The following is a 23,403-nucleotide window of genomic DNA, read 5'->3' as shown; positions in this document are numbered from 1 at the left end:
AAGGCGGTGTGTCAGTCGCTGCATCTGTTGCTGCACTATCGCTTTCGCAGGCAAGCCAGCTCCCACGTTGGATCTTCGTTGCTTTGGGCATTGCGTTCGTTTAATTGATTGGCATTGGGCTTGCCCGCGAAGGCGGTGGGTCAGTCGCTGCATCTGTTGCTGCACTGCCGCTTTCGCAGGCAAGCCAGCTCCCACATTTGATCTTCGTTGCTTTGAGTATTGCGGTCGGCAGTAGGGTAAGCCACCCACCTATGGCCGAAACAACTTGAGAACCGCTCTCAACCCCGTAAAATGCCGCAGCCGTTGCATCACCGTCTTTCAGGGAAGAATTCAGGCCAGCACGTTTTCAGGCTGCCTTTCTCCTTGGAAAACCCAGCAACGCTGATTTCCTCACCCAAGGAGCACCCTGTGAAGACACTGTCCAAAATCCTGCTGTCGGGCCTCACCGCCGCGGCGCTGTTGACCGTGGCCGGTTGTGCCACCGAGAGCAACCGCGCGATGCCGGTGGAGCAAGTCGCCAGCGCCCACGTTGCCTATTCCGGCGTGCGTGTGCCGATTGCCGTGGGTAAGTTCGATAACCGCTCCAGCTACATGCGCGGCATCTTCTCCGATGGCGTTGACCGTCTCGGCGGCCAGGCCAAGACGATCCTGATCACCCACTTGCAGCAGACCAACCGCTTCAGCGTGCTGGACCGCGACAACATGGGCGAAATCTCCCAGGAAGCCAAAATCAAAGGCACCGTGCAGAAGCTCAAGGGCGCTGACTATGTGGTAACTGGCGATGTGACCGAATTCGGCCGCAAAGAAACCGGCGACCGCCAGTTGTTCGGCATTCTCGGCCGTGGCAAGACCCAAGTGGCCTACGCCAAAGTCGCGTTGAATATCGTCAACATCAATACCTCCGAAGTGGTGTATTCCACCCAGGGTGCCGGTGAGTACGCGCTGTCCAACCGTGAAGTGATCGGCTTCGGCGGCACCGCCAGCTATGACTCCACCCTCAATGGCAAGGTGCTGGACCTGGCCATGCGCGAAGCGATCAACCGCCTGGTCGACGGCATCAACGCCGGCGCCTGGAACCCGCGTAACTGATCAGCCACACCACAAGGAGCAGTACACGGATGAGCAAGGCAGTGAAGTTAGCGCTGACGCTGGCAGCAATCGCGACGGTAGCCGGGTGCCAAACGGCGCCCCAGCCCCTGTATCAATGGGAAAGCTACCAGCCGCAGGTTTACGAGTACTTCAAGGGCGAGCCCAAGGAAGCGCAGGTGGAAGCACTGGAGCGCGATCTGCAGAAGATCAACGCCAGTGGCCGCAAGGCGCCGCCGGGTTACCACGCGCACCTGGGCATGCTGTACATGAACATGGGCAAGGATGACCAGATGGTGCAGGAGTTTCGCACCGAGAAGGCGCTGTTCCCCGAGTCTGCTGCGTACATGGACTTTCTGTTGAAAAACGCCAAAGCCGGAGTCGCCACCAAATGAGCCTGTTAAAACTCACCGGCGCCTTACTGGCCCTGGCGTTGCTCGGCGGTTGTGCCGCGCCCAAGACGGTTGATTATTCGGCGTACAAACAGGCGCGGCCCAAGTCGATCCTGGTACTGCCGCCGATCAATGAATCGCCGGAAGTGCAGGCGTCCTACAGCCTGGTGTCGCAAGTCACCTACCCGCTGGCCGAAGCCGGCTACTACGTGTTGCCGATTGCCCTGGTGGACGAAACCTTCCGCCAGAACGGCCTCACCACCGCCAACGATATCCAGGCCGTACAACCGGCCAAGCTGCATGACATCTTTGGTGCGGACGCGGCGCTGTACATCACCATCAGCGAGTACGGCACTCAGTACATGCTGATCTCCAGCGACACCTCGGTGACGGCCTCGGCCAAACTGGTGGACCTGCGCACCGGCACCACCCTGTGGACCGGTTCGGCGCGGGCGTCGAGCGAGGAGGGCAACAACAACGGCGGCGGCCTGGTGGGCATGCTGATCACGGCGGCGGTCAAGCAAGTGATCAACAGCTCTACCGATGCGGCGCACCCGATTGCCGGTATCACCAGCGCGCGGTTGCTGTCGGCAGGGCAACGCACCGGCATCTTGTACGGCCCGCGTAACCCGAAATACGGCACGGACTAAGAGAACACCGCCATTCAACTGTGGGAGCTGGCTTGCCTGCGATAGCGGTGGACCAGTGCTGGAAAGGCTGCCTGACACACCGCTATCGCAGGCAAGCCAGCTCCCACATTGATCGGGGTGAATTTCAAGGGTTTAACCCGAACCCAACCTATGTCGCGTCTGACCTTGTGAACGGCTCATTCATTCACGAGGTTCAGCCCCATGTCCCGCCCTCTGCTTTACCTGCGTCCCGCTGCCCAAGGCTTCACCGTCACCCTGCTGGTAGCGCTGGCCGGGTGTGGGCTGTCTTCCTCTCCCGAGGTGGCCAAACCCGCACAACCCGTCGCCGAGCTGTACAGCCCGCCGGTTGAGGGCGCGATGGCCAAACGCATGGCCATGCCGGCACCGATGATGGTGCGTGAAATGGCGATGATGAATGACCGCAGCGAACCCCGCGAGCAATACGCCAACCTGCCCGACAACCCCGTGCACCGCGTCGCCGAAACTCCGGTCTCCGCCTTCAGCGTGGATGTCGACACGGGCAGCTACGCCAACGTACGGCGCTTCCTCAACCAAGGCCGTCTACCGCCCGAAGGCGCGGTGCGATTGGAGGAAATGGTCAACTACTTTCCCTACAATTACGCGCTGCCCACCGATGGTTCGCCCTTTGGCGTCACCACCGAAGTCGCCACCACGCCATGGAACCCGCGCACAAAACTGCTGCGCATCGGCATCAAGGCCTCCGATAAACCCGTGGCCGAACTGGCGCCCGCCAACCTGGTGTTCCTGGTGGACGTGTCCGGCTCCATGGACCGCCGCGAAGGCTTGCCGCTGGTCAAAAGCACGCTGAAATTGCTGGTCGATCAACTGCGCGATCAGGACCGTGTGTCGTTGGTGGTCTACGCCGGTGAATCCCGCGTGGTGCTCAAGCCCACCTCGGGCAGTGAAAAAGCCAAGATCCGCAACGCCATCGACCAACTCACCGCTGGCGGCTCCACGGCGGGCGCGTCCGGCATCGAACTGGCCTACCAGATGGCCCGCAAAGGCTTTATTGCCAACGGCATCAACCGCATCCTGCTGGCTACCGACGGCGACTTCAATGTGGGCATCAGCGATTTCGACAGCCTCAAGCAAATGGCCGTGGCTCAGCGTAAAAGCGGCGTATCCCTGACCACCCTCGGCTTTGGTGTGGACAACTACAACGAACACCTGATGGAGCAGCTCGCCGACGCGGGCGACGGTAACTACGCCTACATCGACAACCTGCGCGAAGCCCGCAAAGTGCTGGTAGAGCAACTCAGTTCCACCCTGGCCGTGGTGGCGCTGGATGTGAAACTGCAAGTTGAATTCAACCCGGCCCAGGTCAGCGAATACCGCCTGCTGGGCTATGAAAACCGCGCCCTGAAGCGTGAGGATTTCAACAACGACAAGGTCGATGCCGGCGAGATTGGCGCAGGGCACACGGTGACCGCGCTGTATGAAATCGTGCCCAAGGGCGAGAAGGGCTGGTTGGAGCCTCTGCGTTACGCCGCCGCACCTGCGACCGAAGGCCAATCCGATGAGCTGGCGATGCTGCGGGTGCGCTACAAACCAGCTGCGGGCGGTAACAGCCAGTTGATCGAACGCCCTATCGCCAACCAGGCCACCCCAGCCAGCGACGACCTGCGCTTCTCGTCTGCCGTGGCCGCCTTCGCCCAACAGCTCAAGGGCGATGGCCGCTACACTGGCACCATGAGCTTGCAAGACACCGCCAAATTGGCGCGCTCGGCCCGCGGCGATGACCCGTTCGGGCTGCGCAACGAATTCGTGCAACTGGTGGAGTTGGCCCAAAGCCTCAAACCAGAATCCCGAACACAACAATGAACCAATGTGGGAGCTGGCTTGCCTGCGATGCAGACAACTCGTTCACCAGGCACACCGAGTGGATGCCATCGCAGCGTTGCGACGATTCGACAAGCCAGCTCCCACACTAACCCTGCTTCGGCTGACCAAAAGGAGTTCGCCCACTACATGGCCGTTCCAGACGACTCACCCAGCGACGAATCGCTGCTGGCTCGCTACCGAACCGGTGACGCTGCCGCCTTCGAAGCTTTGTACAGCCGCCATCGCCAGGGCCTGTACCGCTTCCTCGTGTCCCTGTGCAACAAAGCCGAACTGGCCGAAGAAATCTACCAGGACACCTGGCTCAGCCTCATCCGCAGCACCACCCAGCCACAAGGCCGGGCGAGTTTTCGCACCTGGTTGTTCCAGATCGCCCGCAACCGCCTGATCGACCATTGGCGCAAGCACGGCATCCACAACCCCCTGCATGACAGCTACGATGAACAGCTGCACGCCCAGGCCGACGACAGCGACGGCCCCGAGCAGCAACTGACCCTCAGCCGCGACCAGGCGCGCCTCGACGCGGCCCTGCAAGCGTTGCCCGAAGACCAGCGCGAAGTGTTTCTGCTGCGCCTGCACGGCGAGCTCGAAGTACCGCAAATCGCTACCCTCACCGGCGCCCCGCTGGAAACCGTAAAAAGCCGCCTGCGCTACGCCCTGCAAAAATTGCGGCGCCTGCTGGCCGAGGAGGTACCCGTATGACTGACTCCCGACACACCCCAGACGACGCGCTGCTCCAGCACTATCGTCAACACAACACGGGCGAGCCGCCCGCGTCCCTCGACGCCTTCATCCTCAACGCCGCCCGCCGCGAAGCCCCGCAGCCGCAACCCAGCCTGTGGCAACGCTGGCTGCAAGCCTGCCAACGCCCGCGCTGGCAAATGGCATTCGCCACCGTCGCCGGGTTGGCACTGATGATCGGCGTGGTCATGCGCTCCCCGGTGCAGCAACCTGAAATCTCCACCGCGACATTCTCCGCGCCGCGCCACGAAGAAGCCGCCCAGCCAGCGCCGCAAGCCTTCTCCGCCCCCGCGCCCATGGCCCGGATGGCGATAGCGCCACGGGTTGAAAGTGCGCCAGCTCAAGCCGAAAGCGCAGTGGCGGATCAGCCAGCGCTGAAACTCAGCAAACGGGCGCTGCCGACGTTGGAAGAGGGTCTGCAGGAAATTGTGAACCTGCGTCGAGCGGGCGAAACCAGGGCAGCGGATGAAAAACTGCTGGCGCTGTACCAACGCTTTCCCGAGGAGGACTTGCCGGCACGGCTAGAGGCGTTGCAACAGCATTGAACCTGCCGCCACGAACCAGCCCCAGGCCTCTCGACCTGGGGCTTTTTATTACAACCCGCCGTAGGCCCGGGACCAGGCCACCGTGTCTGTGAGAGTCTGCTCCAGCACACGAAAACTCAGCCCCAGTTCTTCTTCACTTTTACGGTGGTCAAAGCGGGTACGGTGCTCCTCGCGTATCAACAGCCGCAATGTCGCCATGCTCAGCAAGATGGGCTTGCCGGTCAGGTACGCGTAGGCCTCTTGCACCGCTGCCAACAGGTACAGCGCGGGCAGCGGCAGTTGGCGGGAGGGCACCTTGACCCCGGCAATACGCCCCAGCGCCGGAATCAGCTGGCGCATGGTCAAGTTGCGACCGGCTGCGAGATAACGCTCGCCCCGTCGCCCGCTTTGGGCGGCGGCGATGTGCGCCCAGGCCACATCGCGGGCATCGACCAGCGAAAAGGTGCCAGGAATCAGCCCCGGCAACTTGCTGTTGATAACGTCCCGGACCAACTGCCCCGAAGACGTCGGCCCACGGTCACCCGGCCCCCACATCCAACCGGGCAACACCATGCAAGCGTGCATCTGCGGATGGCTTTCAAGAAACCTCAATACCTCCCGCTCAGCCAGAATCTTGCTGCGGTAGTAATCGTCCGCATCGGCCTCGGCCCGCAGGCACGTCTCGTCGATCGGCGTACCGGGGGCACCGTCGAGCACGGCAATCGACGAAGTATGTACAAACCGTCGCACACCGGCGTCATACGCCTGTTGCAGCAGGGCTCGCGTACCGACGACGTTGATCTTATCCAGTTCCTCCCAATGGCTGCCGCCCTTGTAGTTATCGCGAAAAAACGCCGCGCAGTGAAACACCGTATCGCAGCCTTGCAACGCCGCCGCGAAGGCATCCACATCAGCCATGTCTCCCACCACCTGTTCCACGCCCGGCACATCGCCGAACTGCTGCGCGCCCTTGGCCGCCGAGCGCACCAGCGCCTTCACCGCATAACCCCGTGCGACCAGCTCCCGTACCAGGTTATTGCCCAGCAAGCCGGTGGCACCGGTCACAAAGGTGCTGCGCAAGCGATTGGGGTTCGTGTTCATACAGGCCATTCCATTTATTGAGAAGGCCAGTAGATATACCCGCGAGCCCGCGCCGTAAAAACAGCGCCTACGGCATAATGGCTTTGCACATCTGCACACCAGGGAAGCGCGGAGATATGGCATTGCAGGCAAATTGGGACGATCTTCGACTGCTGCTGGCAGTCTCACGGCGTGGCAGCTTTTTACAGGCAGGCCAATTACTGGGTATCGCGGCGTCTACCGTCTCCCGCCGCCTCACCCAACTGGAAACCGCCCTGGGCGAACCACTGGTGGAACGCGGCGTAGAAGGCTGCCGGCTCACCTCCCGAGGCCAAGCCCTGGTAGGCGTCGCCCTGGCAGCCGAATCCGGCCTGCGACGCCAGGCCCCCACCGACGGCACGCCGGCAACCCTCAGCGGCACCGTGCTGGTGAGCGCAGGCGAAGGCTTTTCTGCCAGCGTGCTCGAAGCCGCCAGCCGCTTCACAGCGCAGCACCCAGGCTGCTCCGTAGAACTCCAGGTCACCACCGACTTCCACAAAATCGTACGAGGCGTGGCCGACATCGCCATACGCACCGCACACCTGGGTGAGCCCTCCCTGATCTACCGAGGGCTCGGCAAACTGGACTACGGGGTATTCGCCACCGCCGAATATCTGCAACGATTCCCTGCGCTAACCCCAGCCACTGCCGCCAGTATTGCCTTGCTGCCACCGCTGGACCTGCTCCCGCAAATGCGTGCGGCGAAAGCTGCCGGACTGGACCATGCGCCGATCAGGGTGAGTTCGTTTGCGGTGCAGCTTGAATCGGTGAGGCGCGGGATGGGGGTGGCGGTGTTGCCGCGTATTTTGGCGACGGGGTTGAGTGAGGTTTTTCAGGAGATAGAACTGCCGGCGATGGAGGTTTATTTGGTGACGCGGCCGCAGGCGTTGAAGCAGGGGCATATTCAGGGGTTTTTTGGGGTGTTGGAGGGGGTGTTGCGCGGTGAAATCTCTAGCTTGGATAAGTAGAATTTCAGGAGCTCATGAGAATCTCATAATACTCAGCCAATACTTCATTGGTATATAGAGCCTCAGCCGCGCTTAGCGCCATCGAGTTGCGCGTGCAACTGATAACAAAAAGTCCCGAAGGACGTTCAATAGGTTCTCCATTTGCTTCATCGTTGAAGGAGCTTCTTTCTCGCATCGTTAAATTCTTGCTCAGTGATATGACCGTCCTCTTTTAGTTTTGCCCATTTAATCAGTTCGTCAGCGACAGAGAACGTACGAAGCCTTTCGCCTTTGATAATATCAACCTCATTGGTGTCAGTGGGTGTTTTCGTTTTACCGGAGAAATACCGTTCGCTTCAACCCATTGTGCGTGGCAACGCAGCGGGCTTAGAAAGAGGATGTTCAGAAAGATGATGTACAGCAAGGCGATACCTGCCAAGGCAGTCGAAAGAATAAACTCCTCGAACTGACGATGCCATCTGTCAGATAAGCTAAGCGTTGTTGCGAAATACAAGGCGAATAGCCCGCTGCCCATTACTGCGAGATATAGGTAACCTTTGTAAATTCGCGCTGCGGTTTCGATGTGACTGAAATCGCCGTTCTTCTTCATCATCACCAAGCCAAAAATCAAAAATATGGCGGGAATGATTCCGACGATAAAAAATAATGAAGGGAGCAATAGGAGTACAAAAATCAGAAGCTTGCTTTGTTCGGTGCTAGACAGAGGTGTGTTAGTGATTTTTTCGTCAGCGTTTATCAAGTTATATTCCAAAGGCTTTGATTGTTATTGAAATAGGGACGGGCCACCATTATTGAGAATATGGTCTGCCCCTTATTTTTACTGGATTAAATCGCTTGTCCAGAACGTGTGGGAATAAATACGTTCATTCTTCCTCGCGCAGTTCGGCGGGCGCGCGCTTTTCCAGGTTCGCCAAAACGACTTTCTTGAAGCTCGATGAGAGGCGGCTTAATCGTCTATGCATCATGATCGAGTAAACGAATGCGACGAAGCAGAAAGTCGTTGTCAGAGTTTTGTATTCAGGCGACGCATAAAGATAAGCGACAACCGTACCTGCCAAAGCATTGAATGCCGTGCCGCGAGCAATTCGGTCCCTGCTGACATAGCCTTCCATTGTTCTTACAGCATCCGCAGGAGAGTATGCCATGATCGCGGCGGTGTTCTTGTAGGGCTCTCTTTTGGGAGTACCTACAATAAAATGATATATCCATGCGAGAGTGTTCAGCGTTTTCGGCGAAATACTCACCTGCTTATTAACCCATCCCGTCAGTTCTCTGGTTCTACGTATAATATATGAGGATGTGGCGTCGACATAAATTCCCAAGATATACGCAATGGGCAGGTAGATCAGAATTAATGTTTCTCTATGATCGTTGATCGTGTGTAACAGCAGTGGGTAGTAGTTCAGAACAACCGCTGTCAGCCAAGCCGATGCGACGACGCCAGAAATCAAGTACTCGATCAGTGCTACTGCAAATTGCATTACGCCTCCATTGAAAAAGTGTTCATTGTTCTAGTGACAAGCTTTGTGTGCGCCGGGTTATTTTAGTAGCTTGTGAGTTTTATATGTAGGGTAGTAGCTTGAATGGTGTTGTGTTGGGTTGTTCATAGTTGTTTCGTTTGATAGAGTTTTTAGTTATTTTTCTAAGCTGAGCGATCCTCTGTTCTACCTTGTTGTGTTCAGCCATGAATCGTGATTTATTATCGTGGTACACCAGCGTCGTGAGCCGTTTTTTTTTCTTTATGTTAGGTAAAAGTATTTTCAAATGGTAAGGCCGATAATGCTCATCGCATCGTGCAAGCCAACCGACTTGCAGGTATGCGGCAGGTAGTTTTTCCTCATCCATCGCGAGGTTTGTTATAGAGCTAATTTCTCCCCATGTTGCGTCGTTGTGTTTTTCCATGACCCTTACGGAGTCATACGCGATTCCATGATGCGCATCATACTTGAGGTATTCATTGTATATGCGGGTTATGACGGGGTAAAAGTTTTCATCTTTACTTTTGAGTAATGAATTTATTAGTTTTGTGTATTTTGAGGTGTTAGGTGGGGTGTATATAAAATGCGTATCGGTTTTGAGTATAAAATAACTATAAAGAAAATGCTCGCCGGGCTCTATTCCACACTCTTTCAGTGCCACAAATGCATGGTCGGCCAAATACAGCGTGCGTTCTCCTGCGGCATTGAAGCGGCCAATACGGGTTTGTGCAACTTCGCCCTCTGGAGGGAAAAAATCGCTAACCGTTAGAGGGTTTTTTAATAGTGTTCTCAGCTTTTCATCTCGTACTCTGCGAACCCTTGAAAAAATTGACCCTTTACAGTAAGTACGTAATTCCAAGGGCAATACCCCGGAACTGAATGTGTCGGGCATCGAATCGGGTATTAGGTACTTGCGTATGGCGGCGCAGTAACCGTCAACACCTATAGTGGGATCGAATTTTTCGAATTTTGGGGCGGGCGGCGAACCAAATTTAAGTTCGAAGTACAAAGAAGGCGTTTTTCTTAAGTCCATTTAATGATTGACCAACGTCCGAGGCGTGCATTTGTGTGATGGGTAAAGAGTAGTCACTGGGACAGTGCCCAAACAGTATGACTGACTCCGCCTGCCTGCAACACACTGCGTCAACAGGCGACAGATTTATTTTTGACAAAAAAGGACAGATTTATTTTCAAACCGTCGTGAAGCCGCTAAGGAGGGAAACATTTCGTAAGTCGATGAGAAGCTCCTGGTGCTTCAAAAGCGCTTTCCGAGCGAGGTCTTATCAGCGCGGTTTGAGCTGTTGCATAAGCACTAAATCACCACCCAAAAAAAAGCCCCAGATCTCCCGACCTGAGGCTTTTCCATTTCACATCTGGTGCACCCGGCGGGATTCGAACCCACGACCCCTGCCTTCGGAGGGCAATGCGGTACAGGAATCTTGGTTGGTGGCAAGTCCTGTTAAGTGCCTCTAAGTGCCGTGTGGCAAGGCTTCCGACCTATAACCTAATCGACAGTCTATGACTCTTGGGAGCACTTAAGGGCTGTCACCTTGGGCACAAAAACGAAATTCTAAACTTCGATCTTTGACCACTAACCAGATCTATCGCATGGTCAGCCGTTCAGCTTGGAATACGATGGTTTGGAAATAAGATACGACCTCATGATCGCCCGGCTCAGGCTTCAAACCACGAGATCTTTCTCAAGCAGAGCGCGGCTCAGCTGAAATCTGATCATGCCAAATATTTCGGTCTCGCGTTCGAAGGCAAGCTCACAAGCGAGGAGCTTTTCCTCGCCTGATGACTCTGCCCTCGCATGGGCCAAGGCCGTGCAACATGTGCCGAGATTAGTACCGTAGCTAGCTCACTCGTCCTTGGCGTTTACATCGGCAGAGACTTTGCCAAACGACTCCCAATGGCCAACCAGCTCATCCACGCGATCAGGAATGCGCGGTGACTTACTGAGCACCAGACAGCGGGTTGTACCCACGTACTCCTCAAGGAGGTAGAGCGTGTCCCCAACGTCGACGCCCATCTCCTGCAGAACTTCGTCGGGTAGGCGAATAGCACCGTCGCCGTCCCAGTCCTCAATCACTACATGATTCCGCATCTCGACCTCAGGCAGCGGCTGAATGAAGTGTCCGCAGGGGGAGGCAACGGCGAGCCGATGCCAACGAAGTCCCGCGGCGCAGGTCGACAGAATAGCAAAAAGCTCTCGGGCTCAGAGCGTTGTAACGACGCCCCCCTCACCTCAGCCGCAGCTTCTGACATTTGAACTCGCTCCGGGCCTGCCAGGCACCATCGCCCTTAATGGGCAGAAAGTCCCGCAATACCACCGGAGAAATTCACTATCCCCATGCCGCACCCAGCTAATCCACCAGCAGCTCACTGATAGGTCATCGAGACTTCGCTCTATAGCCACCGTGGCTGCGCTGGCTTGCCGCAGGATGCCAGTGGCAGTCCCGCAAAAACCACTGAGCTGCCACATACTCTCACAGGGATCTCTTCGCCGAACTAGCCAAATACACCCTCGTGACGACAGATCCCTCCGCCAAATCGCCAATATCCAGCGTGCGCCCCCGGAATAAATCGTTAAACCTCGACTGGCCTGGCCTTTCACTCACTATTTCGTATGACGCAGCTCCTGCGAACCATTAAACGAAGCCCACCCGCCAGGACAAATACGTATCATGAGGCAGCGGGTTAGCTTGGTAAGCTCGCTCTCAGACAACCTTTGTCAATGTGGCCGTCATGGAAGAAAGCGCGCAACAGCGTTCAGAACGCTATGTATCCGCCCGCAGCCAGCACCCAGCATGGCTTTTGCTCGCCTCGCGGCGTGCTCCGCTCGTATTGGGCTGCCTGCGCACGCTATTCGAGCGGGCGCATGATGGGATCCCCATGGAGGATGCGCTGCAAGCGCTGTCCGAAATGCTGGCTGCTTATGCCAGCCAGGAGCTTTACGAAATCGACCCAGATGCAACGCATCTCCAAGCAGGTCGTGAACTTCGTGAATGGATCAAGCGGCGCCTCGTCGTAGAGCGAGAGGGCCGTATCTATGCAACCGACGCGCTGGAGTCAGCCATCCAGTTCGTAGATTCGCTGGATAGTCGGATCATGACTTCCACAGCATCTCGCCTTTCGGTGGTTCAGCGCGAGATCGAAAACCTGGAAACGGGTCTGAACCCCAGCCCAACTGGCCGTATTGCCAGCCTGCGCCGCCGAATCCAGGATTTGGAGCACGAGCTAGCGCAGGTAGAAGCTGGCAACGTCATCGTGCTTGATGAAGCGCAGGCGATAGAGGGCATACGCGAGGTATATAACCTGGCCACCAGCCTACGCGCGGACTTTCGACGAGTTGAAGACTCTTGGCGCGAGGCGGATCGCGCCCTTCGACACTCGATCATCAGCGAGCAGTCTCACCGTGGAGAAATCGTCGATCGGTTGTTGGACGGGCAAGATGCTCTACTCAACACCCCCGAGGGGCGTGTCTTCGAAAGCTTCCAGCAGCAACTGAGGCAGTCCGCTGAGCTGGAAACCATGCGTGAGCGTTTGCGCACCATCCTTCGTCATCCAGCGGTTCCAAAGGCACTGAATCGTCCCCAGCAACGTGAGCTACGTTGGCTGGCGTTACGCCTGGTTCGGGAGTCGCAGGCTGTGCTCCAAGCGCGCGCCCGAAGCGAGCGCGATGTTCGTGGCTTCATGAAGACGGGGCTGGCCGCCGAGCATCATCGCGTCGGACAGTTACTCAACGATCTCTTCAATCTAGCGCTCAGAGTCGACTGGCAACGCCAGTCAGAACGCCGTAAGCCTGCATGTTTACCACCAGTTGGCGTAGCCATTACCGGTATCCCGGCAATCGAGCGTCTCCGCTTCAAGACCCTGGATGACGATGATACGGGCGAGCTGGATCTGAGTTTGAAGCCTGCGGGGTTGGAGCAGATTGATGATGACTTCTGGGATGCCTTCGACGGGCTGGATCGTGAAGCGCTGATTCAGGACACCCTAGCTGTGCTGGCGGAGCAGGGGCGCCCTGTCAGTCTCGGGGAGCTTGCGTCTTTGCTTCCACCTGCTCACGACCTAGAAACCTTTGCGCTCTGGTTGGCGATGGCACGCGAGGCAGGTATTGAGGTGCTGAAAGAGGAGCGTCAGCTCGTGGAGCTAGTTGACGAGGATGAGCAACGCTGGCGCTTCAATCTGCCTTATGTCGGACTCGACCACGAGGCACTCAAGGACATCGATTGGGAGTTGTGAGCATGGCAGGGATTTTCGATCGAATAGCAGGCGCCTCTGGCACCGACGAAACGGAGCTGACGGTGGAGCCCATAACGTTGGATGACGGCATGGATGATGAACAGCCTCTTATGAGCGCCGCTGTTCAGGTCGATGAGCGCCGGACGCCGCAACGGGTACGTGAGGCCGTACAGGAAATGCTCAAGTACGGGCTGCTGGAAGAAAGTCACAAGCCCAATCTGTATCGCTCGGCGCTTGCCAATATCGAGGCGGTCGACACAATCCTGGAACCCCTCGACCTGGCCATGGGGGTCGACGAGGTTCGCGGGCTGGTGTTCGTCACCGTTCGTCAGGGCGAGGTGGCCGAGCAGGATGACTGGTCGCACCCCCTTGTGCGCAGGCAAAGGCTGAACCTGGAGCAGTCCCTGCTGATCGCCATTCTGCGCCAGCATTTCATCGCCTACGAACAGGAAAGCGGTACGGGCGCCACTCAGGCACTGGTAGCTGTTGATGAGCTGATTCCGCAATTGCAGGTTTACCTGGGCGAGCTGGGCAGTGAGGCGAAGGAGCGCAATCGCGTCATCACGCTGCTGGATCAGCTCAAGGGGCATGGTTTGGTGTCGGCTCTGGACGCCCATGACCGCGTCATCATCCGCCCCATCATTACCCACTTGGCCAACCCGGAGAACCTGCAGGCACTGGTGGTTTGGCTGCGCGAGCAGGTGGAGGGCGCGACTACCCCGGCTGCCGCTGCTGAGGAGGACGAGGCGTGAAGCAAGCACTGCTCTGGCGTGACAGCGAGACCCTCATTCTCAGCAGCATCGAACTCTATAACTGGGGCGGCTTTCAGGGATATCACCGTGCCGAGATCGATCCCTCAGGCACCGCCGTGATCGGCCCAACGGGTAGCGGTAAAACGACGCTGGTGGATGCTCTGATGACCTTGCTGTGCGCCAACCCGCGCTACAACCTGGCTTCCACAGGTGGGCATGAAAGCGACCGTGATCTGGTGTCCTATGTGCGCGGGGTTACCGGCCCTGGAGACGGAGGTGTAGAGCAATCTCATATCGCGCGCCAGGGTAAGACGGTCACCGCCATTGCCGCCACGCTCGAGCGTGACGGTGCGCAGGTGCGACTGGGCGCTGTACTCTGGTTCGAGGGCACCAGCTCCTCGGCGTCCGATCTGAAAAAACTGTGGCTGTTAAGCGAGTCCCCCGAGCAGACGCTGGAGCATTGGCTCAGCCAACATCACGCAGGCGGCATGCGGGCGCTGCGTCAGATGGAGAAGGATGGCACGGGTATCTGGCCGTATCCCAGTAAAAAAGCCTTCCTGGCCAGGCTCAGGGATTACTTCGAGGTGGGTGAAAACGCCTTCACCTTGCTCAACCGCGCTGCCGGCCTGAAGCAGCTCAACAGCATCGATGAGATCTTTCGCGAGTTGGTACTGGATGACCGCTCCGCCTTCGTGCGGGCTGCCGAAGTCGCCAGCAGCTTCGATGATCTGACCGATATTCACCGAGAACTGGAAACTGCTAGAAAACAGCAGCGCTCATTGCTGCCGGTCGCCGATGGCTGGGAGCGTTACCGAGTCTTGCAAGCCCAGTTGCAGGACAAACAGGCGCTCGAAGGCATTCTTCCGGTCTGGTTCGCCGAGCAGGGTTATCGCCTGTGGTTGGCCGAAACCAACAGGCTGGAGACGGCGTACAAACAGGCCGAACTGGATCAGGCGCAATGCAGGGGGCAGCTTGAAACCCAGAAGGGCGTGGTCGATCAACATCGTCAGCGCTACCTACGTGTAGGGGGCGCAGGGATAGATCAACTACGCGGGCGCATTGCGGATTGTGCCAGGGAGCGTGATAAGCGACGCCTGAAAGCCGAGCAGTACCAACGCTTGGTCAAGGGGCTTGGACTCGCGGATGAGTTATCGGCTGCTGCACTCGAGGAAAATCAGCAGCAGATCGCGGCACGCCTGGAAATACTGGGCGAGCATATTACCGAGGCACGGCAAAAGGCGTTCGATGCCGGCATCGTCCAGAAAGAACTCGATGGCCGCCTGCAGAGCTTGCAGCAGGAGCGTGCCGAGGTCGAACGACGGCCAGGCTCGAACCTGCCTGGGCATTTTCATGCTTTTCGAGGGGAGCTGGCGCAGACGCTTGGCGTCGATGAATCGGCCCTGCCTTTCGTTGCCGAGCTGGTGCAGGTCAAGCCCGAGGAGCTGGCCTGGAGGGGGGCCATCGAGCGGGCAATCGGCAGCCACCGCCTGCGTATCCTGGTGCCGCAGGGTGCGTCCGAGGCTGCACTGCGTTGGGTGAACCAACGACACAACCGCTTGCATGTGCGCTTGTTGGAGGTCAAGGAACCGTCGTCGCGCCCTGTGTTCTTCGACGATGGTTATACCCGCAAGCTGACCTTCAAGGAGCATCCGTACCGCGAAGCGATAAAGGCGCTACTGGCGGACAATGACCGACATTGCGTGGAGAGCACGGAGCAATTGCGTCATACCCCGCACGCCATGACGGCTCAGGGGCTGATGTCGGGTAAAGAACGCTTCTTCGACAAACAGGATCAGAAGCGCCTCGATGAGGACTGGCTGACCGGCTTCGATAACCGCGACCGTCTTGCCTTCCTGGCCGAGCAGATTGGCGAGGTCAATGAACTGCTCGCGCCTGCCAGGCTGGCCTTGGACGCTGCCCGGGGCGATGCCCGCAAGTTGGAGGATCAAGCTTCGCTGCTGCAGCGCGTCGAAGAACTGCAGTTCGAGGAGATTGATTTGCCGGGCGCCGAGCGTCAGCTTGCGTCGCTGCATGCTCAGCTCGAAACCCTGACGCGTCCCGACACCGACCTTGCCATGATCAAGGCTGAGTTGGATGAAGCTGAGGCGCTGTTCGACGCCCTGGATCGACAGAGGCAACAACTCATCGAGCAGTGCGGTCAGTTGAAACTTCAGTTCGAGCAGGCTGCATCCGCTACCCGTAAGGCCTATCGTGGTGCCGAAAAAGGGCTGAACGATACGCAGCGTGAACTAGCGCAAACGCATTTCCCGACCCTGACGGCAGATGACCTTGGCGATATTGTCGAGCTGGAGCGCCAGCATACGCGTGAGCTGCAAGGGCAGCTCAAAGCGCTCGGCGATAAACTCGGCGATCAGAAAACAGAGCTTGCCAAACGTATGTCTGACGCTCTGAAGGTGGACACCGGAGCGCTTGCGGAGGTCGGGCGAGAACTGGTGGACGTACCCAGGTATCTGGAGCGTCTTCGCGTGCTGACCGAGGAAGCCCTGCCCGAGAAACTCAAGCGCTTCCTGGAATACCTCAATCGTTCCTCGGATGACGGCGTCACCCAGTTGCTCAGCTATATCGACCATGAAGTCTCGGTGATCGAGGAGCGCCTGGATGACCTGAATAGCACGATGCAGCGTGTCGACTTTCAGCCCGGACGCTATCTGCGCCTGGTGGCGAAGAAGGTTATCCATGAAAGCCTGCGCACCTTGCAACAGGCTCAGCGCCAACTGAACTCGGCGCGCTTCATCGATGATGAAGGCGAGAGTCACTACAAGGCATTGCAGGCGCTCGTTGGGCTGCTCAAAGATGCCTGCGAGCACAGCAGGAATCAGGGCGCCAAAGCGCTTCTGGATCCGCGCTTCCGCCTGGAGTTCGCGGTCTCAGTGATCGATCGAGAAAGCAAGAGTGTCATCGAAACCCGAACAGGCTCTCAGGGCGGTAGTGGTGGTGAGAAGGAGATCATCGCCTCCTATGTGCTGACCGCATCACTCAGCTATGCGCTTTGTCCCGACGGCAGCAGCCGGCCGTTGTTCGGCACCATCGTTCTCGACGAGGCGTTCTCGCGCAGCTCCCATGCGGTTGCCGGTCGGATCATTGCAGCGTTGAGAGAGTTCGGCCTGCACGCTGTCTTCATCACGCCCAACAAGGAAATGCGCCTGCTGCGCCACCATACGCGTTCGGCAGTCGTCGTTCATCGGCGCGGCGTGGAATCCAGTCTGGTTTCCCTGAGCTGGGAAGCTTTGGATGAGCATCATCAACAGCGCATCAAGGCCATGCATGAAGTCGCCCACTGACATCAGTCGCAGCCTGGCCAGACAATGGCAGCGCTCCAGCGTACGCTTGGAACGCTTGCTCAATCCCGCTAGCTGGCCGCAAAGCCTCAACATCGGCAAGCCTTCGGCACGTCTATTCACTGACAACATCCAGGCGGTACTCCGGCATGTGGAGAACTGGCGGAGCGTGAACGTGGGTACAGTCGACTGGGAGCCCGTCAGCTACCGAGCAGGGCTGTCCCCCATTTCCTTACCGATGCGCTGGCACTTGCGTAGCCCTTCCGAATGGATTGCCGCGACCAATGATCCAGCGGTCAGCCAGGAATACGCTCAACTCGAGTATCTGGTTGAGCAGGTAGACAGTGCCTTTCATGCGCTGCTGGTAGCACAACGGAGCTTGTGGTTGACGAAGCCGTCCGAAGAAGTCGTCGCCACGGCGCGACTCGCCACCCGGTTGTCGCCAGGCTGTGCCCGAGGCCGTCCGCTGCGCCTGCTTGCCGAGCACGGCGTCGACACCAAGTTTTTCGAGCGCAACGCCAGTTTGCTGACCTGGCTCCTCGACGAGCGCTTCGGAGGCGCGGCATCCGAGCAAGGCCTGACGACTTTTCTGGATGCCTTTGAAGAAAGCAGCCACTGGGTTCTGGTCGTTCCCCTTCAGCCTGAACTGTTGCCCTTCAAGCGGCTCAGACTCACCACTGCGGAACTGGCCGAAACCCCACTTCCCGGTTCGCGATTGCTCGTGGTGGAAAATGAGCAATGCATTCACTTGCTGCCTGAGAACTTACCGGACACCCTGGCTGTGCTGGGCTCAGGACTCGATTTGCAGTGGCTAGCGTCCGCGCACCTGGCCGGTAAACATATCGCTTACTGGGGCGATATGGATACTTGGGGCTTGCTTATGTTGGCGCGAGCGAGACTTCATCAACCTACGGTCGAAGCACTATTGATGGAACGGGAGCTGTTCGAGCAACACTCACCGGTGAGCGCAGTCCTCGAGCCGACCAAAGCTCTGGATTCGGCCCCACCTGGTTTGCTGGCTGACGAAGCGGACTTCTATCGGTATCTGCTGGTGCAAGAACGAGGACGTCTTGAGCAGGAGTACCTGCCAAAGGAACAAGTTGAGCGCGCTATCGAGCAGTGGGCTCGAAAGATCCCTGTATAGAGCGGCTGGCGGTGGGCTCAATAGCCCTGTAATCCTTAGACCGCCTACCCTTAAACCACAATCTTCAGATATTCCTTCTCTGAAATTGCCAACGTTGATCGCTTTAGGCGGCCGGTTTTCAGCGTTGGTCTGCAGCGAGCCTTTCCACCTCCTCGACGAGACTAAGGGCGATTCACGATTCCGGTCGACTTAAAGCGCCGGAGGCCGGGATGCTCACGGATTTCCGGTCAGTTGAGTTGCACCATGGCCGAGCCGATCTCGCGCTCGCCAGATTCCGGTCTGATGACGCGACCAAGAGCGCTCGGCTGTTTCCGGTTGCGCTGGAGCGTATGGTCGGGGCTGGTTGACTGCCTGCGCACAGCATTCCGGTCAGACAGCGACACAGGGAAATTCACCACTTACTGCGCGGTTTACAGGGCGACGGGAGTCCAGCGCTCGCCCCAGTTTTGCATCCACCGGAATTTGCCGAGCGCCTTGGATCACAGGAACACCTTCGCCGAAATAGTCAAATGAACCCTCATTTCCTAATCTGGGAGCTGACGAAATTTGCGGCATCTACGTTAGCGCAGCGGACCATCGAGTTACCGTGTGTCTCGTAAGTAATCGGGAGCGCACGCTGATGAGATGGTTTTTCGTGGTGATGCTTTGCGGTGGGGCAGGTCTCTGGCTAAGCGCCCAATATCAAGTTCCTCAATGGTTGCTTTGGCTCCTGCTGGCGCTGGGAACCACGATGTGGGGCCTGGCCAAGTGGATGGAGCGGCAGGAGGCCAAGACGGAGTGCAGTCATGATTGAGCACACAGATCCGGGTTGGTCTGCATGCCCAATACTGCAGGCTTTGCAGCTTTCTGCACGGCAAACACTAGTTGGCATTGCACCTTATCTGGAGCGGTTTCACAGTGGGCGGGAAGGCCTGCAGGAATTCCAGGTTGATGGACTGCTGTTCTACCCTCTGGAGCTAATCAAGGGCGTGCTGGTACGTTCGCCTCAATGGCCGCGGCGCTTAACTGCGCGCTGGGTGGCGGGCGCTGGCGAGCCAGCTACCCGGGGCTTTGAGTTCATGACCAGGAGATAACGAGATTGACCCTCCCTTACGAAAGAACACGCGCCATCCTCAAAACAGAGGAGTTCCTGCGTGAACTCTCCCGTCATTCGGGGTTACCGCAGGATATCCGCAGCTATGCGAAAAGCCTGCTCAGGCACTATCCATCTGCCGATCAAATTTTCTCGCTGGGGCGCCTTGAGGAATGTCTGGTAAACGAAGCGCTTGAAGATGAATACCGACGGCGGGTAATCGCCTTCCACCAGCCGTTGCTCTGCTCGTCGCTGGAGTCGACACGATAGCAATGTCCTGCCCTCATTCTGAGCCGCCGGTGTCTCACCTCGTCAGGCAGCGGGTTAAGTTTCTGCGCAAGGGGAGGCCTTTCAGCATCAGGTGTCTTGCAGGGCTTGGTTCGAGCTCGGCCATCTCCAAGGCAGTCGCCCAGCTTGTTCGCCGTGGCGAGCTTGAGCGTGTGTATCGTGGCATCTACATGCGGCCGAAATACAGTCAGTACACTGGTCGGGTTCATCGTCCTGGGCCTTGGGACTTGGTGAATCTGATTGCCAGGCAGAACCGTTGGAAGCTGCAGATCCACGGCGCTGATGCCGTGAGACATTTCGGGCTGAGTACACAGATGCCGGTCATCCCGATCTATTACACGAGCGGCTCCAGTCGATCTCTATTCGTGGGGAAGGCCGAGATCAGGCTCGTGCATGCCGCTCCGATGGTGATACAGTGCGCAGGAACCAAAGTGGGGATGACCATCAGCGCTCTGTTTTATCTCGGCAAAGGTGGTACTACGCCGGAGTGTGTTGCTGTAATGAAAAAAGCTCTCAGCCCTGAAGACCTGAGCAAAATAGTGGCCTGCAGAATGCCGAAATGGATGCGCGCAGCGCTGGAGACAACATGAGCCGGTAAGAAGCAGCCAGACACTCCGTTTGGCTGCCTATCCCTCTATCAGAGTCGGACCTGCATCTATTGCTGGCTGCCCTTCTGCATATTTATCCGCGCTCTGCGGATATAGCTCACCGACACGCTGAGCCGGCGGGCGATCTCGGCGTCGGAAAGGCCCCCGAACTCCGAGATAATTTCGGGTGTCATTTCGGGCAACGGTCGCTTGTACGCTTGTATTCCAAGCTCCCTACGCATTTTTTTGACCGGAAAATTACTGACGCCTAAACGGTCAGCGACTTCTGTATCCGGCATCATCCCCAGTAGAGCTATGGCTTCGCTGGTCCAAATGTCCTCCAGTGGTTTGAAACGCTCACGACTGATCTTTGACTCTGGGATCTTCAGCTCCGCTCTCGCACGCTTGATTCGGTTGATGGAAACACCGTACGGGCTTGCCAGCGCGTAATCAGGACGAACTGGAAGGGCGTGTTCGCTCGGTCATGAGACGATTGCAATTACACCCCCAAAGAATCCGTTCTTATTTCCGGCATCCACGTATCGCCTACGCGGCATGATTTGGTGTATTTGATTGCCGGGTTAATAGTGCGGGGTAGCCCACCGTGAGTCACTACTGCTAGTAGCCGATGGCAGAACCATCTTTACGCGGATCAGAACCGGCAGTCAGGGTGCCGGTTTGAGGATCGATGAGAATAATTTGACCGCCGCCCAGCGGCTTATAGCTGGGTGAATCGACCAGCTTATGCCCAAGCGCCTCAAGGCCCTGACGGGTATCAGCACTGACTCCCGCCTCCACCTGTACCACACCGTTCTCGAAGAACACTCGTGGCGCATCGATTGCCTCTTGCGCATCCATGCCGTAGTCGATGATGTTGGTCAGAACATGTACCTGCCCCACCGGCTGGTAGTCTCCACCCATCACGCCAAGTGGTGCAATCACCTGACCGTCCTTACAGAGCATACCCGGCATAATGGTATGCATGGGCCGTTTAGTCGGGGCGATAACGTTCGGATGTTCAGGACTCAGGCGAAAACTTTTGCCACGGTTTTGCAACAGCACACCGGATTTTGGAGCAACCACACCACTTCCAAACTCGTTGTAGATTGAATTGATAAAACTCACCACGTTGCGGTTTTCATCCACCACACACAGATACACCGTATCCGAGTGATCCAGCACCGAGTCAGGCAGCTCGCCTGTCGCTTTAAGGTTAATACCCCGGGCCATTTTTTCGCCCACTTCAGGCGCCAGCAGTTGCTCCACCGATGTGTTCATAGACGCCTGATCGGCAAGGCGCAGATCACGCTCACGGTAGGCCAGACGCGAGGCTTCAACTTCCAAATGAAGGCGTGCGGCACTCTCAGGATGCAACTCTTTCAAATCGAAGTGGCTCAGGGTATTCAGCATCAGTAGGGCTGTTAAGCCTTGGTTATTGGGTGGCACCTGATACAAATCAAAGCCACGGTAACTACCTTTAATAGGGTCGACATAATTGCCCCGGCACTCGGCAAAATCTGCCAGCGTGTGCAGCCCGCCACCAGCTTGCAGCGCCTCCACCATATCCTCGGCGATAGCGCCGGTGTAGAAGGCATCGCGACCAAATTTGGCAATCGCCTCCAAGGTATTGGCTAGTTCGGGCTGACGATGAATTTCGCCAGCCTTGGGGGCGCGGCCTTCAGGTAAAAACACCCGACGCGCATTGTCGATTTCTTTCAGCCACGGCTCGTTTTGCGCCCAGTCTCCCGCCACTCTGTCGGCCACCACATAACCTTCGCGGGCGAAGAAGATCGCGTCTTTAAGGACTTCTTCACGTGCCAGAACGCCGTGCTCATCCAAAAGCTGACACCAGGCATCAATCGCACCCGGCACCGTCACGCTATGCGCACCGCGACCGGGAATGGCATCAAGGCCCTGCTGCAGATACCAATCAAGGGTGGCGGCCTTTGGCGAGCGGCCCGAGCCGTTAAAGGCGCGCACCTTTTGATCTTTACCTGCCAACAGCACAAAGCAGTCACCGCCAATACCGGTGGCTTGCGGCTCAACCACCGCCAATACCGCAGCAGCGGCTACGGCAGCATCCATCGCACTGCCCCCACGGCGCAAAATATCCAGGCCGGCTTGGCTGGCCAGCGGGTGAGAAGTGGAAATCATGCCGCGCTGGGCACGTACCGGGGAACGGCCAGGTAGATGTAAGTTACGCATGGTGAAAACTCCGCAAACGGCTGGCATGTTCTGGATTTAAGGCCAAGGCAGGGACACGCCCGGCTAACAAGTCCTGGACTTGTGCCACACATTCCATGGCTTGGTAATCACTGGCCTCGGGTGTCAGCCCGGCAACATGAGGGGTAGCAATAACATTGGCGAGCACGGCAATTTTTGGATTCGGCTGCTCATCAAGGCCGCGCCCCACATCAAGGCCTGCGCCTTGAATCTGACCGCGGGTGAGTGCGTGATAAAGCGCTTCCTCATCAACCAGAATGCCTCGGGCGATATTGATAAAAAAGCTGTCTTTGCGCATTTGGCCAAACGCCCTAGCGTTAAACATCTCTATGGTTTCGGGCGTGGCGTAGGCTGCGGCAACCACATAATCAGAGGAGGCCAGCAGCTCCTCAAAACGCACCTTTTCAATGCCCTGTTCGGTGATCTCTGCGTAAGGGTCATAGACTGACACCTGCATGCCCGCACACAGACAAAGGGCCGCGATGCGCTTACCAATCGCGCCATAGCCGACAATGCCTACACTGGCTCCATAAAGCTGGCGACCAAAGACCATCGGCTGCTGATGCACGCCCTGATGATAAAGTGTGGCAGCCTGGGTAATACCGCGGCCCAGATCAATCATCAAACCCAAGGCCAGCTCACTACAGGCCTCGGCGTAACCTGCGCTGCAACGCACCGCCAAGATGCCTGCAGCACTGGCTGCTGACACATCGACATTGCGCGCATCCACCGCGCAGCGCAAAAAAGCCAGCAGGTTCGGCAGACCCGCAAACACCAAGGCCTCGCCCGGCGCCAGGCGATCAGAAATAATCACCTGACAATCTTTGGCTGCTGCTACTAGCGCATCGCCCCGCAAGGGCTCGTCACTATCGTTTAGCCGTACATTGCCAAGCCCCTGCAGGGTAGTTACCGCGCGGGCACTGAAGAAGTTTTTCAATAAGTCGCGGTTATGGGTAATCAGGATATTCATCT

The 23,403-nt window shown here is 57.6% G+C and carries 22 protein-coding genes and 1 pseudogene; 15 read left to right on the top strand and 8 right to left on the bottom strand.

What is annotated here, in order from left to right; translation table 11 throughout:
* Positions 1 to 408 precede the first annotated feature (408 nt).
* From AC4PS6_RS16995 to AC4PS6_RS16970, 6 genes are all read left to right on the top strand, one after another.
* Positions 409 to 1,089 (top strand): CsgG/HfaB family protein, encoded by a 681-nt coding sequence (locus AC4PS6_RS16995; protein ID WP_005783620.1) that lies wholly within the window; start codon positions 409 to 411, stop codon positions 1,087 to 1,089.
* A gap of 29 nt (positions 1,090 to 1,118) precedes the next feature.
* A complete protein-coding gene (locus AC4PS6_RS16990; protein ID WP_005783622.1) occupies positions 1,119 to 1,481 on the top strand; it encodes a DUF4810 domain-containing protein in 363 nt (120 codons plus the stop codon).
* Entirely contained in the window at positions 1,478 to 2,128 is a 651-nt protein-coding gene (locus AC4PS6_RS16985) for a DUF799 domain-containing protein (protein WP_005783625.1), read from the top strand. Before AC4PS6_RS16990 ends, AC4PS6_RS16985 begins: the two co-directional genes overlap by 4 nt.
* A gap of 201 nt (positions 2,129 to 2,329) precedes the next feature.
* Positions 2,330 to 3,970, top strand: a complete 1,641-nt coding sequence (locus tag AC4PS6_RS16980) for a vWA domain-containing protein (protein ID WP_103452557.1) — start codon at positions 2,330 to 2,332, stop codon at positions 3,968 to 3,970.
* 147 nt (positions 3,971 to 4,117) lie between these two features.
* Positions 4,118 to 4,690 carry an RNA polymerase sigma factor gene (locus tag AC4PS6_RS16975; RefSeq protein ID WP_019819946.1) on the top strand — a complete coding sequence of 191 codons (573 nt, stop codon included), beginning with the start codon at positions 4,118 to 4,120 and terminating at the stop codon, positions 4,688 to 4,690.
* Positions 4,687 to 5,274, top strand: coding sequence for a hypothetical protein (locus AC4PS6_RS16970; RefSeq protein ID WP_336827204.1), 588 nt, complete (start codon positions 4,687 to 4,689; stop codon positions 5,272 to 5,274). Before AC4PS6_RS16975 ends, AC4PS6_RS16970 begins: the two co-directional genes overlap by 4 nt.
* Before the next feature lie 48 nt (positions 5,275 to 5,322).
* Here the strand turns inward: AC4PS6_RS16970 and AC4PS6_RS16965 are convergent, their stop codons facing one another.
* Positions 5,323 to 6,354, bottom strand: coding sequence for an SDR family oxidoreductase (locus AC4PS6_RS16965; protein WP_492180883.1), 1,032 nt, complete (start codon positions 6,352 to 6,354; stop codon positions 5,323 to 5,325).
* Positions 6,355 to 6,470: 116 nt separating this feature from the next.
* Here AC4PS6_RS16965 and AC4PS6_RS16960 point away from each other — a divergent pair, with 116 nt between their 5' ends.
* Positions 6,471 to 7,340, top strand: coding sequence for a LysR family transcriptional regulator (locus AC4PS6_RS16960; RefSeq protein WP_492180882.1), 870 nt, complete (start codon positions 6,471 to 6,473; stop codon positions 7,338 to 7,340).
* Positions 7,341 to 7,486: 146 nt separating this feature from the next.
* On the opposite strand, the gene AC4PS6_RS16955 is transcribed toward AC4PS6_RS16960, so the two are convergent.
* The 5 genes from AC4PS6_RS16955 to AC4PS6_RS16935 all read right to left on the bottom strand — a co-directional run bounded on the left by AC4PS6_RS16955 (position 7,487) and on the right by AC4PS6_RS16935 (position 10,925).
* On the bottom strand, positions 7,487 to 7,570 hold the full coding sequence (locus AC4PS6_RS16955) for a hypothetical protein (RefSeq protein ID WP_409526790.1): 84 nt from the start codon (positions 7,568 to 7,570) through the stop codon (positions 7,487 to 7,489).
* A complete protein-coding gene (locus tag AC4PS6_RS16950; RefSeq protein WP_239688361.1) occupies positions 7,570 to 8,079 on the bottom strand; it encodes an SHOCT domain-containing protein in 510 nt (169 codons plus the stop codon). Before AC4PS6_RS16950 ends, AC4PS6_RS16955 begins: the two co-directional genes overlap by 1 nt.
* A 124-nt stretch (positions 8,080 to 8,203) precedes the next feature.
* Positions 8,204 to 8,821, bottom strand: coding sequence for a hypothetical protein (locus AC4PS6_RS16945; protein ID WP_032901746.1), 618 nt, complete (start codon positions 8,819 to 8,821; stop codon positions 8,204 to 8,206).
* A 79-nt stretch (positions 8,822 to 8,900) separates the two neighbouring features.
* Entirely contained in the window at positions 8,901 to 9,851 is a 951-nt protein-coding gene (locus tag AC4PS6_RS16940; RefSeq protein ID WP_108538446.1) for an RES family NAD+ phosphorylase, read from the bottom strand.
* Between the two features lie 828 nt (positions 9,852 to 10,679).
* Positions 10,680 to 10,925: an AbrB/MazE/SpoVT family DNA-binding domain-containing protein gene (locus AC4PS6_RS16935; RefSeq protein WP_054881267.1), complete on the bottom strand. Its 246-nt coding sequence runs from the start codon at positions 10,923 to 10,925 to the stop codon at positions 10,680 to 10,682.
* A gap of 641 nt (positions 10,926 to 11,566) precedes the next feature.
* On the opposite strand from AC4PS6_RS16935, the gene AC4PS6_RS16930 reads away from it, so the two are divergent.
* From AC4PS6_RS16930 to AC4PS6_RS16895, 8 genes and pseudogenes are all read left to right on the top strand, one after another.
* Complete coding sequence (locus AC4PS6_RS16930) at positions 11,567 to 13,066, top strand: DUF3375 domain-containing protein (protein ID WP_082422837.1); 1,500 nt, start codon at positions 11,567 to 11,569, stop codon at positions 13,064 to 13,066.
* Positions 13,067 to 13,068: 2 nt separating this feature from the next.
* Positions 13,069 to 13,818: a DUF4194 domain-containing protein gene (locus tag AC4PS6_RS16925; protein WP_177333899.1), complete on the top strand. Its 750-nt coding sequence runs from the start codon at positions 13,069 to 13,071 to the stop codon at positions 13,816 to 13,818.
* Entirely contained in the window at positions 13,815 to 17,120 is a 3,306-nt protein-coding gene (locus tag AC4PS6_RS16920) for an ATP-binding protein (protein ID WP_082422838.1), read from the top strand. Before AC4PS6_RS16925 ends, AC4PS6_RS16920 begins: the two co-directional genes overlap by 4 nt.
* Positions 17,071 to 18,261, top strand: coding sequence for a Wadjet anti-phage system protein JetD domain-containing protein (locus AC4PS6_RS16915; RefSeq protein WP_223656450.1), 1,191 nt, complete (start codon positions 17,071 to 17,073; stop codon positions 18,259 to 18,261). Before AC4PS6_RS16920 ends, AC4PS6_RS16915 begins: the two co-directional genes overlap by 50 nt.
* Before the next feature lie 785 nt (positions 18,262 to 19,046).
* A complete protein-coding gene (locus AC4PS6_RS16910) occupies positions 19,047 to 19,334 on the top strand; it encodes a hypothetical protein (protein WP_054881264.1) in 288 nt (95 codons plus the stop codon).
* Positions 19,335 to 19,339: 5 nt separating this feature from the next.
* Complete coding sequence (locus AC4PS6_RS16905) at positions 19,340 to 19,603, top strand: BPSL0761 family protein (RefSeq protein ID WP_060499449.1); 264 nt, start codon at positions 19,340 to 19,342, stop codon at positions 19,601 to 19,603.
* Positions 19,604 to 19,632: 29 nt separating this feature from the next.
* Entirely contained in the window at positions 19,633 to 20,211 is a 579-nt protein-coding gene (locus tag AC4PS6_RS16900) for a DUF6088 family protein (RefSeq protein ID WP_342674106.1), read from the top strand.
* 424 nt (positions 20,212 to 20,635) lie between these two features.
* Positions 20,636 to 20,767: pseudogene (locus AC4PS6_RS16895) on the top strand (IS630-like element ISPa47 family transposase); the annotation flags it as partial.
* A gap of 59 nt (positions 20,768 to 20,826) precedes the next feature.
* On the opposite strand, the gene ggt reads toward AC4PS6_RS16895, so the two are convergent.
* Entirely contained in the window at positions 20,827 to 22,413 is a 1,587-nt protein-coding gene (gene ggt / locus AC4PS6_RS16890; RefSeq protein WP_054881260.1) for a gamma-glutamyltransferase, read from the bottom strand.
* Positions 22,406 to 23,401, bottom strand: coding sequence for an NAD(P)-dependent oxidoreductase (locus AC4PS6_RS16885; protein ID WP_023083522.1), 996 nt, complete (start codon positions 23,399 to 23,401; stop codon positions 22,406 to 22,408). The genes ggt and AC4PS6_RS16885 overlap by 8 nt, the downstream gene beginning before the upstream one ends.
* Positions 23,402 to 23,403 lie beyond the last annotated feature (2 nt).

Source organism: Pseudomonas sp. DW-iso17 (assembly GCF_058725345.1).
This window is presented reverse-complemented; position numbering and strand designations above follow the sequence as displayed.